The sequence below is a fragment of the Bifidobacterium pullorum subsp. gallinarum genome, from assembly GCF_000741215.1.
In the GTDB taxonomy this organism is placed as follows: Bacteria; Actinomycetota; Actinomycetes; order Actinomycetales; family Bifidobacteriaceae; genus Bifidobacterium; species Bifidobacterium pullorum_B.
In genome coordinates, this window is the sequence record NZ_JGYX01000001.1 from 463,542 (window position 1) to 481,015 (window position 17,474).

The window sequence follows — 17,474 nt, forward strand, 5'->3', positions numbered from 1 at the left end:
CGGACGGGCGGGGCTTCGCGTCCCGCCCGCGAAGTACCGTGGATACCATGAGTGACGGTACCATGCATCTTCTTGATCCTGCCCCGTTCGGGCGCATCATCCCGGCCATGATCACGCCGATGAAAGCCGATGGATCCATCGATTACAGCGCCGCCCAGCGCATCGCCAAGCAGCTGGTCGCGGATGGCGCCGACGGCATCCTGGTCAACGGCACCACCGGCGAATCCCCGGTCACTCACATGGACGAGAAGGTCGATCTGGTCCGGGCCGTCAAAGAGGTCGTCGACGTGCCGGTCATCTCCGGTGCCGGCTCGAACGACACCGCCCATTCCGTGCGCATGGCCGAACAGACCCAGGAGGCCGGCGTCGACGCGGTGCTCGTCGTGGCCCCGTACTACTCGCGTCCCTCGCAGGAAGGCATCTTCCAACACTATCGGGCGGTCAACGCCTCGGCGGACAAGCCCATCATCGTCTATGACGTCCCCGGTCGCACCGGCGTGCGCATCCAGCTGGACACCTACCGCCGGCTGGCGGAACTCGACCATGTCACCGCCGTCAAGGACGCCACCGGGGATATCGCCGGAGCCGTCCGCAAGCGCATGGAAACCGGACTCGACTGGTACTCGGGAGACGACGGCCTGTTCCTGCCGTTCCTGTCCGTCGGCGCCGTCGGCATCATCTCGGTGATCGCCCACGCCGCCTCCGGGCCGATGCGTGACCTGGCCACCGCCTTCGACCATGGCGACATCCATCAGGCCCAGCGTCTGGCCGTGCGGCTGGCCCCGCTGGTCGAGGCGTTGAACGGCAACGGATTCCAGGCGGTGATGGCCAAGGCCTCGCTCCATGTGCGCGGCTTGCTCGACGACACCTCCATGCGACTGCCGAACGTCGGCCCGGGACCGGACGAGATCGCCCGGGCCGAGGCCGGCATGCGCGCCTCCGGATTGCTCTGACGAGCTCCGGATTCCCGGCGTCCTGCCGCAGCCGGCGCGTGTGCGCCCTGGAGCGCAGTGAGCCGGCACGGCGGCGACATCCTGCCGGTCGGCGCATAAGACCTCGTTCCCGCATAGGCGGGAACACCAAGATAGAAACAGAACCAATGGCATTAGAAGAAGAACTCGCGGCGCTTGACGCCGCACACACCGGTGACGGCAAGACCGGTCGCGTCCGCACCAACGGCGCGGACCCGCAGGTCGAGGCCATCATGGATGAAATCATCGCCGAGGCCACGGGCAACCAGCCCGCCGCCAAAGGCGCCAAACGAGCGACAGCCAAGAAGTCCGCGACCTCACGTCGCGGCGGTGACCAGACCACTGCCCCGGCGCAGTCCGGCGGCCAGGGCGCGAAGTCGGCATCCGGCCGCGCCGGACGCCGCAACGCACGCGGCAAGCGTTCCGATGAACACGCCGAGGGCCTGATCCCGCCGCCCAAGTACCGCAGGGGCACGATGCGCATCGTGCCGCTCGGCGGTCTGGGTGAGATCGGCCGCAACATGAACGTGGTCGAATACAACGGCCACATCCTGCTCATCGACTGTGGCGTGCTCTTCCCCGAGGAGGAGCAGCCGGGCGTGGATCTGATCCTGCCGGACTTCCACTACATCAAGGACCGTCTGGACAAGGTCGAGGCGCTGGTGCTCACGCACGGCCACGAGGACCACATCGGCGGCGTGCCGTATCTGCTCAAGCTGCGTCCGGACATCCCGCTGATCGGCTCCAAGCTCACGCTGGCCTTCGTGGAGGCCAAGTGCAAGGAGCACCGCATCAACCCGGTGATGACCGTGGTCCAGGGGCGCGACAAGCTCAAGGTCGGTCCGTTCAACCTGGAATTCGTAACCGTGACCCATTCGATCCCGGACGCGTTGGCCGTATTCGTCAAGACCCCGGCCGGCAGCCTCATCGATACCGGCGACATCAAGCTCGATCAGCTGCCGCTCGACCACAAGATCACCGACCTGGTGGAGTTCGGCAAGCTTGGCGAACAGGGCGTGGACCTGCTGATGGCCGATTCCACGAACGCGGAGGTGCCCGGCTTCGTCAAGCCCGAGACCTCCATCGGCCCCGCGCTCGACCGCGCCTTCGCCGAGGCAAGCCGCAAGATCATCGTGGCCAGCTTCTCCAGCCATGTGCACCGCGTGCAGCAGGTGGTGGATGCGGCGCACAAGTACGGACGCAAGGTCGTGTTCGTAGGCCGTTCGATGGTGCGCAACATGTCCATCGCCGCCGAACTCGGCTACCTGCACATCCCCGAAGGCACCGTCATCGACCTGAAGCAGGCCTCCGACGTGGACGATCGCCACCTGGTGTACATGTGCACCGGCTCCCAGGGCGAGCCGATGGCCGCGCTCGGCCGCATCGCCGACGGCAACCACCGCGACATCACCATCCACGAGTTCGACACGGTGATCCTGGCCAGCTCCTTGATCCCGGGCAACGAGCACGAGGTCTACAAGGTCATCAACAAGCTCGTGCAGATGGGCGCCCGCGTGATCAACAAGGAGAACGCCGCGGTCCACGTCTCCGGCCACTGCAACGAAGGCGAGCTGCTGTACCTGTACAACATCGTCAAGCCCAAGTGCGCGATGCCGATCCACGGCGAGAACCGCCACCTGATCGCCAACGGCCTGATCGCCGTCAAGACCGGCGTGGACCCGAACGGCGTGGTGCTCGCGCAGGACGGCGACGTGGTGGACCTCTACCACGGCAAGGCCGCCATCGTCGGCTCGGTGCCGTGCGGCTACGTGTACGTGGACGGCGACTCGGTCGGCGAACTGACCGACGACGTGCTGGAGAAGCGCCGCATCCTCGGCACCGAGGGCTTCGTCTCCAGCTTCGTGGTGGTCGACACCGAAGCCTGTGAAGTCGTGACCGGTCCGAAGATCTTCCTGAACGCCGTGGCTGAGGACGAGAGCGAATTCGACAAGGTGCGCCACCAGATCGTGGACCAGCTTGAGGACGCGATGATCCACGGCACGCGCGACACCTACAAGCTGCAGCAGATCATGCGCCGCACGCTCGGCGGATGGGTCGCCCGCCAGCTGCACCGCAAGCCGATGATCGTGCCCGTGGTGGCCGACATCGCCGCCACAGAGGATTCCAACGAATAGCCAAACCATCGCCCGCGACGGTTCACAAGACCGCCGCGGGCTTCCATGTCAGGCGTCCGCCGCACGGCGAACGCCACCACCCCAGCAAGCCAGAAAGGTACACAATGCCAGGAGCAAATCTCACCCGGATCGAAGCCGGGGAGCGCAAGGCCGTCGTCTCGGCGCCCATCCACTACTGGGTTTCGCTTGATCTGACCGTCGGTGCCGAGGATTTCGCATCCACCACCAAGGTCACGTTCGACGCCCAGGCCGGCGCCTCCACCTTCCTTGATCTGATTGCCGACCAGGTGACCGAGGTCGTGCTGAACGGCGAGGCGCTCGACCCCGCCGCCGCGTTCACGGACAGCCGCATCGAGCTGAACAACCTCAAGGATCACAACGAGGTCGTCGTCAAGGCCATGTGCCAGTACTCCAACACCGGCGAGGGCCTGCACCGCAGCGTGGACCCCGCCGACGGCAACGTGTACCTGTACTCCCAGTTCGAGGTGCCGGACGCCCGCCGCGTCTACGCCGTGTTCGACCAGCCCGACCTGAAGGCCGTGTTCGACTTCGACGTGACCGCTCCGGAAAGCTGGATCGTGCTGTCGAACCAGCCGGCGCACACCGTGGAATCCGTGGACGGCATGACTCTGGACGACACGCTGGGCGACCATCCGGCCGAGTGCATCAAGCGCTGGGTGTTCGAGCCGACCGTGACGATGAGCTCCTACCTGACCGCCATCTGCGCCGGCCCGTACGCGCAGTGGCACACCGAGTACGAGAACGAGGACGGCCGCGTCGTGCCGATGGGCCAGTACTGCCGCCAGTCGCTGGCCGAGGCCTTCGCCAAGGACGTCGACTACCTGTTCGACATCACCAAGAAGGGCTTCGCGTTCTACGCCAAGACCTGGGGCATCCCGTACCCGTACGCCAAGTACGACCAGATCTACGTGCCGGAGTACAACGCGGGCGCGATGGAGAACATCGGCCTGGTCACGATCCGCGACCAGTACGTGTTCGACTCCAAGGTGACCGACGCGCTCTCCGAACGCCGCGTGGTGACCGTGCTGCACGAGCTGGCCCACATGTGGTTCGGCGACTATGTGACGATGAAGTGGTGGAACGACCTGTGGCTGAACGAATCCTTCGCCGAGTTCACCTCCACGCTCGCCACCGCCGAGGCCACCGATTGGCCCGACGCCTGGGCCACGTTCTGCTCCGGCGAGAAGAGCTGGGCGCTCAACCAGGACCAGCTGCCGACCACGCACCCGATCGTTGCCCCGATCAACGACCTGAACGACACGTACGTGAACTTCGACGGCATCACCTACGCCAAGGGCGCCTCCGTGCTGAAGCAGCTCGTCGCGTACGTGGGCCGTGAACGCTTCTTCGACGGCATCCACCGCTACCTGACCCGCCATGCGTTCGCCAACGCCACGCTCGACGACCTGCTCAACGAGCTGGAGGCCACCTCCGGCCGCGACATGAAGGCGTGGAGCGCCCTGTGGCTCGAACAGGCCGGCATCAACACCATCGCCGCGGACGTCGAGGAGAACGCGGACGGCACCATCGCCTCCCTGACCCTGACCCAGAGCGCGCCGGCCGAGCATCCGGTGCTGCGCCCGCACCGCCTGGCCGTCGGCTTCTACAACGAGGACCCGGCCACCGGCCGCATCGTGCGCACCGACCGCATCGAACTCGACGTGGACGGCGAGACCACCGTGGTAACCGAGGCCGCCGGCAAGCCGCGCCCGGCGTTCATCCTGGTCAACGACGACGACCTGACCTACACCAAGCTGCGCTTCGACGCCGCCTCGTTGGAGTTCGCGGTCGAGAACCTGTACCGTTTCGACAACGCGCTCGCCCGTGCCGTGATCTGGCTGGCGCTGTGGGATATGACCCGCGACGCCGAACTGCCGGCCGAGCGGTTCATCGAGACCACGCTCAAGCTGCTTGCGCACGAGGCCGAGTCCACCACGTTCCGCTACGCGCTGAGCTGCATGGGCACCACCGCGCACCACTACGTGGCGCCGGCCCGCCGCGAGGACGTGCTGCGCCACGTGGCCGCCGAACTGTGGACGCTGGCGAACGCCGCCGAAGCCGGTTCCGACAACCAGTTCCAGCTCGTCAACGCCTACCTGGGCTACGGCGAAGAGGGCGACGCCGAATTCGCCGCGAACGTGCGCGGCCTGCTCGACGGCACCGTGACGCTGGATGGACTGGACATCGACAACGACATGCGCTGGGCGCTCGTCAAGGCGCTCGCCTCCGTCAACCAGATCGACGAGGCCGGCATCGACACGGAGCTCGCCAAGCGCGACACCACTGCCAACCGTGAGTTCGCGATGGGCGCCCGCGCCAGCCGTTCCACGGCCGAGGCCAAGGAATGGGCATGGAACGAGGCCATCCGCAACCAGGAGCTGACCAACATGCAGCTTGAGGCCGTGGCCCGCGGTTTCGCCGGCGCCACGCCCGAGCTGGCCGACCCGTATGTGGAGCGCTACTTCGCCGAGGCCGATTGGATCTGGACGAACCGCACGTTCCACATGGCCGAGGCGCTGCTCGAAGGCCTGTGGCCGGTGTACGCCGACCCGGCCAAGCTGGTCGAGCAGGGCGACGCCTGGCTGGCCTCCCACGCCGAGGCGGACAACGCGTTCCGCCGCATCGTGATCGGCAACCTGGAAAGCGCCCGCCGCTCGCTCAAGGTGCGCGACTGGAACGCCGCGCTGTGATCTAAGCGCAGCCGCTCCGATCCTGGGGCATCCGTTCCATGGCCCATTTGCCGCACGGGGTCCGTCCTCGTGCGGCAAATGGGCTTTTTCATGCCGGTCTAGTGGCCCATCTGGTGCATATGGTCCGTTCTCATGCGTCAGAAGGAGCCTTCGGCCGCCCCAACGGTAAGCTGGAGATACCCGCGAATTCAAGGAGGAGCCGGCCATGTGGGAGGATGTCAGGTTCGACGGCACATTCCGTGACTATCAGCAGCGCATTCTGGACGAATCCGACCGGTATCTGCGGCAGGGCCGTCTTCACATCGTCGCCCCTCCGGGCAGCGGAAAAACCATCCTGGGATTGGAACTGATCCGTCGCGCCGGGGCCGCGGCCTTGGTGTTTTCGCCGACCGTCGCCATCGCCGGACAGTGGATCGACCGATTCACCACGCATTTCACCGGCGGCGCGCATACCACATCGCAGCAATTGCGGCAGCCCGCCGACCTGACCTCCGTGACCTATCAGGCCCTGTTCGCCGCGATCGATGAACGGGAACCCGAGGAACAGAGTCCACAGGGCGAGGAATCCGACGGCGATGCCGATGCTGCGAACACTGGGGCCGACCGTAGCTCCATGCCCGACTCGGAACAGTCCGCCCGCGATGGCGTTTTCCCTGCCGATGCCCCGGACGCCGATGCCTCGAGCTCTGCCGAAGATGCCGTCTCCCGCCGCGCCCAGGCGCTCGCCGAACTGGTCGACATGGTGGTGGACGCCGGCATCCGCACGATCTGCCTGGACGAGGCGCACCATCTGCGCCGGGAATGGCAACGCGCCATCGAGGACTTCACCGACGCCTTGCGCTCCGACGACCGTGTATCCGGCCGCATCGTGACCATCGCATTGACCGCCACGCCGCCATACGATGCGAATCCGGCCGAATGGGAGCGCTACGAACGGCTGTGCGGACCGATCGATGAGGAGATCTTCACCCCGGAGCTGGTGGCGCAACGCAACCTGTGCCCGCATCAGGATTATGTGATGTTCAATTACCCGACCGCGCAGGAAACCGCTGCGATCATGCAGCGCCGTGTCAAGGCCGCGGATGCGTTGGAGCAGATCGTGGCCGATCCGCTGTTCGATGAGGCGATCGCGGCCGCGGGTGTTGCGCTTGAAGGCGAGTCCTGTACGGTTTCGGAGGCGATATACGACCATCCGGACGGGTATCTGGCGCTGATGGCGCTGATGAACGCCACAGGGCGGCACCCCGCACGCCGTCTGATTCGTCTGGTCAGTGCGAACGGCCGTCTGCCCGCCTGCCGCGCGCCGCAGGCCGAGGCCGCGTTGCAGTTCGTGATCGCCACGCCAGACGTGTTCGGCAAGCAGCTGTCCGCGCGGATGAAGACGCGGCTGAGCCGACTGGGCGTGGTGGAACACGGCAAGGTGGTGTTCGACAATGATGACGAGGCCGCGCGCCGACTCATGTCATCGGTGGGCAAGCTGGATTCGATCACGCGCATCGTGCGCCACGAGTCGGCGGCGATAGGCGAACGTCTGCGCCTGTTGGTACTCACCGACTACATTCGCAAGGAACTGAAGCCGGACATCGGCGGCGAACGTCCGATGACCACGATGGGAGTGATTCCGATCTTCGAGACACTGCGACGGGCGTTCGCGGCCGACCACGCCGCCGTGGACGGCTCATCCGCACCCAACGGCGCGCCCGTCGCCCGCATGGGCGCAATCTCCGGCGGCCTGGTCGTCATCCCCGCCGATCTGCGCGACGAGACGGCCGCCATAGCCTCACGCCGCGGCGTGACCGCCAGATTCAAACCGTTGCCGGTATCCGAGTACCTTGAAGCCGATCTCGGTCCGGCGAACGATGTGAAAACCGCCGTGGTCACCGAACTGTTCGAATCGGGACGCCTGCACGTGCTGATCGGCACCAAGTCACTGCTGGGGGAGGGGTGGGATTCTCCCAGCATCAACACGCTGGTGCTGGCCAGTGTGGTCGGTTCGTTCATGCTGACCAACCAGATGCGTGGCCGTGCGATCCGCACCGTGGCCGCCGATCCGGACAAGGTGGCGAACATCTGGCATCTGGTGGCCGTCGAACCCCCGCCCCAACCCGGGAACGCGGCGATGCGCATGGCCGACGCCATCCTGGATCCGCCCGACTACTCCACCATCCGCGGTGAGGATTACGCACGCCTATGCCGCCGGTTCGACTGTTTCATGGGCCCCTCATACGCCGGCAACGCCATCGAAAGCGGCATCCGGCGCATCGGCATCATCCAACCGCCGTTCGACCGGGAGGGCATCGAGCGGATCAACGGGCAGATGCTGGAACGCAGCGCCCGGCGCGCCGAAGTCGCCGCCCAATGGTTCGAGGCGGGTGACCGTACCGGCGGCCGCACCGTACGCACGGTACGTGTCGGTTCCGAGGTCCAGCCGCGCGGTGTGCTGTTCGTCAACATCCTCGAAACGCTGATATACGTCATCGCCTCCGGCGTGATCGGCACGGTGGCGCGGATGCTGGTCCTATCGGGCGATGTGGTGCCGGGCGCTATCGTGGGCGCGTTGTTGATCGCCGTCATACCGTTGGCTGTCCGGGCCATCATGCGTGCGGTTTCGGTATCCACGCCGACCAGTACCGTCACGGCGCTCGCCGACGCGTTGCTGCGCACGATGCGTGAACTGCGTCTCATCGATAGTCCTCGCGCGGCCGTGATTGTGGAGGAGTGCGGCGATGGCGGCGGCGCGCTGCAATGCATGCTGGCGGACGCCACGCAACGCGATCAGGCGTTGTTCTCGCGCATGATGCAGGAGTTGCTTGCTCCGATTGACAATCCTCGCTACGTGCTGATCGGCAAACGCTGGGGTCGGCCGGCATACGGCGCGAGCTTCCCCTGCCCGGCCTCGCTGGCCCGCCGCAAAAGCGATGTGGAATGCCTGACACGCCATCTGCGCGCGGGATTGAGCCGATACGAGCCTGTGTACACCCGTAGCGAACAGGGGAGGCGGGTGCTGCTGATGTGCCGGAGGCGTTCGTTCCTCAATCGGGCGACGGTGTGCATGGGCGTGACCGATGCGGTGGTCGGTGCCTGACTCACCAAATGCGGTGAAACGGGGCAATCTGTGGGATTGTGCCCGCGCATCGTGCCGCGTGGTGAGTACGATGGTGCACGGTAATCGTGAGGAGTGCGGCGTGATGCCGCCATGGCTGAGGAGAGGCGTAGCTCATGCCCAAGATGTTTGGAACCGATGGTGTACGTGGATTGGCGAACCGCGACCTGACCGCGCAGCTGGCGCTCGATCTGGGCGACGCCGCGGTGCGCGTGCTGGGGGATTCCGGTACGAAGGATGATCGTCCGGAGGGTCGGCGGCGTGCGCTGATCGGCCGCGACACCCGCGTGTCCGGCGACTTCCTGGCCGCCGCGCTGTCGGCCGGCATGAGCGCCGGAGGGTTCGACGTGATCGACGCGGGCATCATCCCGACCCCGGGCGTGGCCTACCTGACCAGCGTGCTCAACGTGGAGATGGGCGCGGTGATCTCCGCCTCCCACAATCCGATGCCGGATAACGGCATCAAGTTCTTCGCACGCGGCGGATTCAAGCTGCCCGACGCCAAGGAAGACCAGATCGAGGCGGTGCTCGGCCAGGACTGGGAACGTCCGACCGGCGCCGGCGTGGGACGCATCAGCCATGACACGGTGACCGCCACCAACCTGTATATCGACCACCTGGTCTCCACCATCGCCCCGATCGGCCCGGACAAGACCCAGCCCAAGCCGCTCAAGGGGTTGAAGATCGTGGCCGACTGCGCGAACGGCGCCACCTCGGTGGTGGCCCCGGAGGCCCTGCGTCGCGCCGGCGCCGAGGTGGTGGTGATCAATGCCTCCCCCGATGGCTACAACATCAACAAGAACGCCGGTTCCACCCACCCCGAGCAGCTGCAGGCCATGGTCAAGGCCTCCGACGCCATGATGGGCGTGGCCTTCGACGGCGACGCCGACCGCTGCCTGGCCGTGGACGAGGACGGCAACATGGTCAACGGCGACCAGATCATGGGCATCCTGGCCCGAGCCAAGAAGGCCGAGGGCAAGCTGGCCCACGATACGCTGGTGGTGACCGTCATGAGCAACCTGGGCCTGAAGCTGGCCCTGAAGGACATGGGCATCGCCACCGTGCAGACCGCGGTGGGCGACCGCTACGTGCTGGAGGAGATGCTGCGCGGCGGCTACACGCTGGGCGGCGAACAGTCCGGTCACGTGATCAACCGCGAGTTTGCCACCACCGGCGACGGCACCCTGACCGCGCTGACCCTGTGCAACGAGGTCATGAAGTCCGGCAAGAGCCTGAAGCAGCTGGCCGCCGACTTCCCGCAGCTGCCGCAGCAGCTGGTCAACGTGCCGAACGTCGACAAGAACGCCGCATCCACCAACGCCGTGGTGCAGGCCGCCGTGGAACGCGAGGAGGCGCTGCTCGGCGATACCGGCCGCGTGCTGCTGCGTCCCTCCGGCACCGAGCCGCTGGTGCGCGTGATGGCCGAAGCCGCCACCCAGCAGCAGGCCGACGAGGTCTGCGCCCGCCTGGCGCAGGTCGTGGCCGACGAGCTGGCCCTGTGACCGCCGCCGAGGCAGACAACGGCAGACAACGGGAACAACGAAAGGAACCGCCACCATGTTCAAAGCCAACGCGAAGGTCGACGTGGCCCTCAACCGTGACGTCGAGCACCTGATCAAAACCGGCGGCAAGGAAGGCATCCTGCCGATCGTGCAGATGGGCGAGCCGGTGCTGCGCCAGCGGACCGTGCCGTACGAGGGGCAGCTGTCCCGCCGCACGCTGACCAAACTCATCGAAACCATGCGCACCACCATGCTTGAGGCGCCGGGCGTGGGCCTGGCCGGCCCGCAGATCGGACTGGGCATGGCCATCGCCGTGCTGGAGGACCACGTGCGCGAGGGGGACGAGGACGATCCGCGCGAGATCGGCGAGCTGCCGTTCCACGTCATCATCAACCCCAGCTACGAACCGGTCGGCGACCAGACCCGCAGCTTCTACGAGGGGTGCCTGAGCTTCGCCGGCTATCAGGCGGTGCGCCGCCGATGGCTGGACATCATCGCCCGCTGGCAGGACGAGGACGGCAACCGCCATGAGGAGCGCCTGCACGGCTGGCCCGCCCGCATCTTCCAGCATGAGACCGATCACCTGTCCGGCGAGGTGTACATCGACCGCGCCGAGATCCGCTCGCTGAGCTCGGACGAGAACCTGGCCGACCTGTGGTGCGAGGACCCGGTGCCGACCGAGGCGGCCGAGGAACTGGGCTTCGACCTGTAGCCGACAGGGTGTGCGGCCGCGCCCCGGTACGTGCATGGCGACGTGCCGACGGTGCGGCCGCGCCCGTTCTCCGGCTACGATAGGCGGTACGGCAGCGGCGAAGGAGGTTTCGATGAGTGCGATGTACGGACATGCTGACGACGACTGGCTGGTGCGCGCGCACGGCGATATCGACCAGTGGGCCGCGGTGATGGACGTCGACGCGGACGATCGTCCGATCGACTGGAACTGGGTGCGCACGCTCGACCTGGTCCACGGCGTGGGCGTGGCCACCGTACACGACTGCGACGCCGGCGCATCCTCCGACGTACACGACCTGCTGCGTCGCGACCTGATGATCCGCGACCGGCTGGAGGCCATCCTGACCTGTTGCGATCGCGTGTTCATGACCGACTACGACCGGCTCATCCCCTCATACCGGCTGCCGAGGGCGCTCGCCCATGCGAACCGTCGACTGAACGACGAGATCAATCTGCTGCGTGACCGCGGCGTGGCCGAGGGGCTGTGGACGGTTGCCTACGAGCATCGCGAACGTGTCACCGTGCCGGTGCTGCACGCCGCCGAGGGTGCCCCCGCGGTCGACGACATTCAGGACCGGACGGCCGAACTGGTCAACGGCCGCGCCGAACGCCGCAAGCGCGCCCGCGAGCAGCGCGAGGCCGGCGATCGGCTGATAGTCGCCGCTAACCTGGAGGGTGCCATCGCCGCGGGCGGTGCCGCCGGCGACGCACCCGATGCCGAGGGGGCCGCGGTCGCATCCCCGATCGGATCGGACTGGCGCGACGTCTACCTGCCGGGTCGCGGTCTGGATACCGTCATGGGCGTCGACATCGAAACCACCGGCACCGATCCGCTGCGCGATTACATCATCGACGTCGGCTTCGAATACATGAACATGGTCACGCCCCGTCCGCAGGACGCCCCGGCGGGCATGCCCTACGTGGACTCCTCGTATCAGGCGGGCGACGCGTACGGCCAGGCGCGTCTGGGGTTCGGCGTCACCCGGGCCAACGCGTGGCACGGCAACGAGGCCATCCGCAACCTGACCGGCATCGACGTGAAGATGCGCTCCAGCAGCCAGTGGCGCCTGTTCGACGAATGGCCGCAGGCGCAGCAGGGGCTGCTGATGCGCCTTGAACAGCAGCCGTTCGTGGCGCATAACGCGAACTTCGAACACCGCTTCTTCCTGCACAACGTGGCCGGGTACGCGGAAAGCTACCGCGCCGGGCATATCGTGATCATCGACACGATGCCGATGAGCCGCCGGTGGGACGAGGGGTCCGCCCCCAGCGAAGCCCATCCGTACGGCGACAACTCGCTGGAATCCTACGCCAAGCGCCAGGGCGCGCTGCCCGGGGATTCCTCCGAGCGGCATCTGGGACTGGAGGACGCGCATATCATGCTGGTGGCCATGAAGCGCCACCTGACGGCCCTGCGCGAGGCGCATCGCGGACCATGGGGCCCCGACGGCGTGTCCGGCACCGGCGGCAAACGCGCCAAGGGTCGCCGCTGGTAGGGCCGCCGCTGCGCTAGAGTGGTGGCATGACCCAAGCCGCACATGATGGATACCAGTTGCCGGATGGATTCGAGCATTGCTCGAAGCTGCGCCCCGTGGTGGAGGCTACGAGCGCATTGGACCGCGTGCGTGCCGTGGTCACCGTCCTCGCCGCGCCGGGCGGTTGCCCGTGGGATGGCAAGCAGACGAACCGCACGCTGCTGAGGAATCTCATCGAAGAGACCTACGAGTACGTGGATACCGTTGAGGCCGATGACCGCGAGGGCATGCGCGAGGAACTCGGCGATCTGCTGCTGCAATCGGTGTTTCAGGGGGTGGTGTGCCAGAAGGATTCCGTGGATCCGTTCACGCTGGACGAGGTATGCGACCGTCTGGTGAACAAGCTCATCACCCGTCATCCTGCGGTATTCGCGCCGGATAGCGCGCAGGATGCGGACGATGGCTCCGGACAATCGCCCGAGGACGTGCTCAAGCTGTGGAACGAGATGAAACGCAGGGAGAAGCACCGCACCTCCGTGCTCGAAGGCATCTCCCACTCGCAGGGCGCATTCCTGCGCGCTGCCAAGGTCGTCCACCGTGTCGCCGGATCCGACCATGCGGACCGTCTGTCCGCCGCGTTCGCTGCCGAGACCTCGCAGGCCGCGACCGGTGACACTCCCGAATCGCCGACCGCCGCAGGGCTCGCTGATGATATCCTGACCGCCATTCGACGTGCCGACGCGGCCGGCATCGACATCGACGCCGCCCTGCGCAGTCGTCTGCGCGCCGTCGAGGACGAGATTGTGCGGCTGGAACATGACCTGGCATAACGCGGTCTACGGGTCGCGCAACGGCTCGGATGCCCTGGGCCGGCCGTTCGACGACGGGCCGGTCTACGGCCGTGTCCCCGACGAGCTCATACCCGAGGAACGGCTGCGCAGACTCGGCGGCAAATCCTTCTACCGCGCGCACGAGGTCATCGACTCCGCGCGAATCCACGACTTCGGCTACACGTACACCGATGACGGCATCACGCTGACCGCCCTGGTAGACAGCGCCGACGGTTACGCCGACGATTACAGCGTCACCGCGCACGTCGACCAGAGCATCGGCGACCTGACCGCATCGCATTGCACCTGCCCCGCCTACGGCCGGTTCGGCGCCATCTGCAAGCATGTCATCGCGCTGATCATGGCGTATGACGAGGACCCCGACGCCTTCGAGGCGTTGGATGAGGACGGCGGCGACCCGTCGCCTGCCGCGCGTCCCCGTCCGCGCCGCAGTCCCCGGACCTCCCGCCGCCTGCAGGCGTTCATGCGCGAGCGTGAGCAGAGCCGTCAGTCGGACGTGCAGTCGCGCCAGCTCACGCTGCTCAAGGAGATCGACGCGATGTCCTCCTCCGGCGGTTCGACCGGTGCGCAGCAGGGCGGCGCCGTATCCCGGCACCTGCCGATCGGCAGTGTGGTCCTGCGTCCGGAACTGCGCCGGTTCGGCACGTCATGGGCGGTGCGGCTCCGTCTGACGGTCCCCAGCAGGTCGGTGGCCTATGTGGTCAAGGATGTGGCCGCGTTCATCGACACGGTGCGGCACCAGGAGTTCCACTCCTACGGCCGCAAGCTCGCGTTCGTACACACCCGCGACACCCTGAGCGAGCGCTCGCGCACCATCCTCGACGTGCTGGAGCGGGCCGTGCGCATCCGCGAATCGGTGACCGGCGGCGCGCCGTTCTACCGCCGCGGTGCCGAGGCGGATACCGTGCTGCTGACCGGTGACGAGATCGGCGAGCTGCTGGCTGCGTTCGTGGACGCCGACGCCTTCCTGGATTACGAGCGCCCCTACCGGATGCGGACCGAGCCGGTCCGCGTGGTGGACGGCGACCCTGACCTGGGGCTGGCGCTGGTCTGGAGCGACGACGCCGAGGGGTATGTGGTGCGGCATCGATTGGATGTGTTGGACATCGTGGAGGGGTCATCCGCGTCGTTCGTGGCCGTCGCGCCGTCGCTGTCCGAGAGTCTGTCACGCCGCGCGGAGGCTTCGGGCGCGGCCTCCGGTGGCGACGAGGTGCGGATCCACCGCTGCTCGCAGGCGTTCATGCGGGCCAGGCAGGCCATCGATGTGCTGTGCGGCACCGCGCGCGGCGAGGATATGGTGGTCGCCCCGGGCGATACCGACCTGTTCATGCGCACGGTGGCACCGTTGTTCACGGCGGTGACGACGGACGACGCGACCGACGGCCGGCCGGAGTCGGGGGCAGAGTCGGAGACGGGGGAGTCGGGCGCCGGCGTCCGCGGCATCCCGATTCGGCTGCCGGAGGAGATGCTGCGATTGCGGCGCGAGCCCTGCGTAATCGAGATCTATCTGGATCGCGAGCCGATGGGCGTGACCTGCGACGTGCAGGCGCGGTACGGCGACCGCCGGTACCATGCCTTCGAGGGCACCGCCGAGGACGCCCCGCGCCGCGACCGAGACGCCGAACGCCTGGCCGTGGAGGCGGTGCTGCATTATTTCCCGCGTCCGGACGGGCCGCTGGCGTTCCTGGAGGAGTCGGACGACGACGCGATCTGGCGACTGATCACCGAGGGGCTGCCGGTGATGCGCGGTCTGGGGGAGGTGTTCACCACACCCGCCTTCGACGGGCTGCTCGACGCGCCGCGGCCGACGATCCGGCTGGGGCTGTCGGTCAGGTCGGGACTGGTGGAGATCTCGCCGATCGCCGACGAGATCGATCCGGAGGACGTGCCGGGGCTGCTGGCCAGCTATCGGCGGCGTAGGCGGTTCCATCGGCTGCGCAACGGTGCGTTCCTGGATATGTCCGTCGTGGATGCCGGACAGGCGGAGGAGACGCTGAGTGACCTGGACCTGACATTGCATGATCTGGAACTCGGGCCGGTCCAGGTGCCGGCGACCAGCGCCTACTATCTGGACGCCCAGGTGGACGACGAGGCGAAGGACGAGGGCTTCCGCGCCTATGTGGACGGCCTGCGCGTCGTCGATCCGCAGTCCTATGCGGTGCCGGCGTCATTGGCGGAGGTGCTGCGACCGTACCAAGTCGAGGGCTTCCGCTGGCTGAACGCGGTGTGCGACAAGGGATTCGGCGGCATTCTGGCCGACGAGATGGGATTGGGCAAAACCGTGCAGCTGCTGTCGCTGCTGGTGGCGCGGCGCGACGAGGCGCGCGCGGTGGGACCGAACCTGATCGTGTGCCCCGCGTCGTTGGTGTACAACTGGGAGGCCGAATGCCGGCGGTTCGCGCCGGGACTGCGCGTGGCCGTGGTGGCCGGGAGCAAGGCGAGACGGCGTGCGCTGCTCGATCGGATCTGCCGGGCGCAGGTGACGCGCGGCGCTGCGGAACGGGACAACGTGGACGACGACGTCACGCTCGTCTCACAAACCACGACCGCGGCGCTCGCCGATGCGTCGGACGACGGCTGGCAGGGTGCGGCCACCCCGCTGCCGGAGGATGACGGGACTGCGACGGACGGCGGGCCCCTGCCGGACCTGCTGATCACCTCCTATGATCTGCTGCGCCGCGATGTGGAGGACTACCAGGGGATTGAATTCTTCGGCATGACCCTGGACGAGGCGCAGTATGTGAAGAACCATGCGACCAAGGCATCCAAGGCGGTGCGGTCGGTGCTGGCGCGGCACCGCTTCGCGCTGACCGGCACGCCGATCGAGAACCGGCTGGCGGAGCTGTGGAGCATCTTCGACTTCCTGATGCCCGGCATGCTGGGGTCATACCGGCATTTCCGTGAGCGGTTTGAGCAGCCGGTGCTGAGCGGCGACGAGCATGCGCAGGCCAAGCTGCAGGCGTTCGTGGGGCCGTTCATCCTGCGGCGTCTGAAATCCGACGTGCTCAAGGATCTGCCCGACAAGATCGAGAACGTCATCACCGTGCAGCTGGAAGGGGAGCAGCGCCGGCTGTATGCGGCGTTGGAGCAGCGGCTGCGCGCCTCGATCAACAAGACCCGCGATGTGGACTTTCGCAACGACAGGATCCAGGTGCTCGCCCAGCTGACCCGGCTGCGGCAGGTATGCTGCGATCCGCGACTGGTCTACGAGAACGCGGGACAGCTTGACGCGCCGTCCGACGGCAGGCGCCGTACGGCGTCGCCCTCGGCCAAGCTGGATGCGATCCAGGAGCTGGTGGAGAGCTGTCGCGATGCGGGGCGCAAGGTGCTGATCTTCTCCCAGTTCACCAGCTATCTGGACCTGATCGCCGAACGGCTGCGGTCGGTCGGCATGACCTATGACACGATCACCGGCGCCACGCCGAAGAAACGCCGGCTGGAACTCGTCGACTCGTTCAACGCCGACGACACCCCGGTGTTCCTGATCTCCCTGAAGGCCGGGAACACGGGGCTGAACCTGACCGGCGCCTGCGTGGTCATCCACGCCGACCCGTGGTGGAACGCGGCCGCGCAGAACCAGGCCACCGACCGCGCCCACCGCATCGGACAGACGCAGGATGTGAACGTGTACCAGATCGTGGCCAAGGACACGATTGAGGAGCGCATCCTGAACCTGCAGCAGTCCAAAACCGATCTGGCCAACCGGTTCGTGGACGAGGCCTCAAGCTCCGCCGGCGGTTCCGTGGCCGCGTTGACCCGCGAGGACCTGCTCGCGCTGCTGGGTGGCTAGCGGCGACGGCGGAGCATAGGGCGCTGGCCGGAATCCGGGAGCGGTGCCGTTGTCTGGGGATGCCGCTTCGCTTGGAAATCGAATGGTCGGGTGGGACTACGCGTCAGTTCCTGCGCCTGGCGATTCATGCTGGTCGCCCCGCCTGTGGAATCGAATGGGCGGGTGAGGCGGGACGGACGTGGCGTCGGACACATGCCTGTATGA

General features: G+C 67.0%; 9 protein-coding genes. All 9 read left to right on the plus strand.

The features are described 5' to 3' along the window. Positions 1-47: 47 nt before the first annotated feature. The 9 genes from dapA to BIGA_RS02040 all read left to right on the plus strand — a co-directional run bounded on the left by dapA (position 48) and on the right by BIGA_RS02040 (position 17,270). Positions 48-953: a 4-hydroxy-tetrahydrodipicolinate synthase gene (dapA, locus tag BIGA_RS02000; RefSeq protein WP_033506704.1), complete on the plus strand. Its 906-nt coding sequence runs from the start codon at positions 48-50 to the stop codon at positions 951-953. Positions 954-1,099: 146 nt separating this feature from the next. After that, the gene (locus tag BIGA_RS02005) at positions 1,100-3,106 is read left to right on the plus strand and encodes a ribonuclease J (protein WP_394295734.1); all 2,007 of its coding nucleotides are present in this window, start codon (positions 1,100-1,102) and stop codon (positions 3,104-3,106) included. A 104-nt stretch (positions 3,107-3,210) separates the two neighbouring features. Further along, positions 3,211-5,817 (plus strand): aminopeptidase N, encoded by a 2,607-nt coding sequence (gene pepN / locus BIGA_RS02010; RefSeq protein ID WP_033506706.1) that lies wholly within the window; start codon positions 3,211-3,213, stop codon positions 5,815-5,817. Positions 5,818-6,022: 205 nt separating this feature from the next. Continuing rightward, the gene (locus BIGA_RS02015) at positions 6,023-8,902 is read left to right on the plus strand and encodes a DEAD/DEAH box helicase family protein (protein WP_033506708.1); all 2,880 of its coding nucleotides are present in this window, start codon (positions 6,023-6,025) and stop codon (positions 8,900-8,902) included. Positions 8,903-9,036: 134 nt separating this feature from the next. After that, positions 9,037-10,422, plus strand: coding sequence for a phosphoglucosamine mutase (gene glmM, locus BIGA_RS02020; RefSeq protein WP_033506709.1), 1,386 nt, complete (start codon positions 9,037-9,039; stop codon positions 10,420-10,422). A gap of 55 nt (positions 10,423-10,477) precedes the next feature. Then, positions 10,478-11,134 carry a peptide deformylase gene (locus tag BIGA_RS02025; protein WP_033506711.1) on the plus strand — a complete coding sequence of 219 codons (657 nt, stop codon included), beginning with the start codon at positions 10,478-10,480 and terminating at the stop codon, positions 11,132-11,134. 112 nt (positions 11,135-11,246) lie between these two features. Next, positions 11,247-12,650, plus strand: coding sequence for a PolC-type DNA polymerase III domain-containing protein (locus BIGA_RS02030; RefSeq protein WP_237744019.1), 1,404 nt, complete (start codon positions 11,247-11,249; stop codon positions 12,648-12,650). Between the two features lie 26 nt (positions 12,651-12,676). Beyond that, positions 12,677-13,459 (plus strand): MazG nucleotide pyrophosphohydrolase domain-containing protein, encoded by a 783-nt coding sequence (locus BIGA_RS02035; protein WP_033506713.1) that lies wholly within the window; start codon positions 12,677-12,679, stop codon positions 13,457-13,459. Continuing rightward, positions 13,446-17,270: an SNF2-related protein gene (locus BIGA_RS02040; protein WP_033506715.1), complete on the plus strand. Its 3,825-nt coding sequence runs from the start codon at positions 13,446-13,448 to the stop codon at positions 17,268-17,270. Before BIGA_RS02035 ends, BIGA_RS02040 begins: the two co-directional genes overlap by 14 nt. The last annotated feature ends 204 nt before the right edge of the window (positions 17,271-17,474 follow it).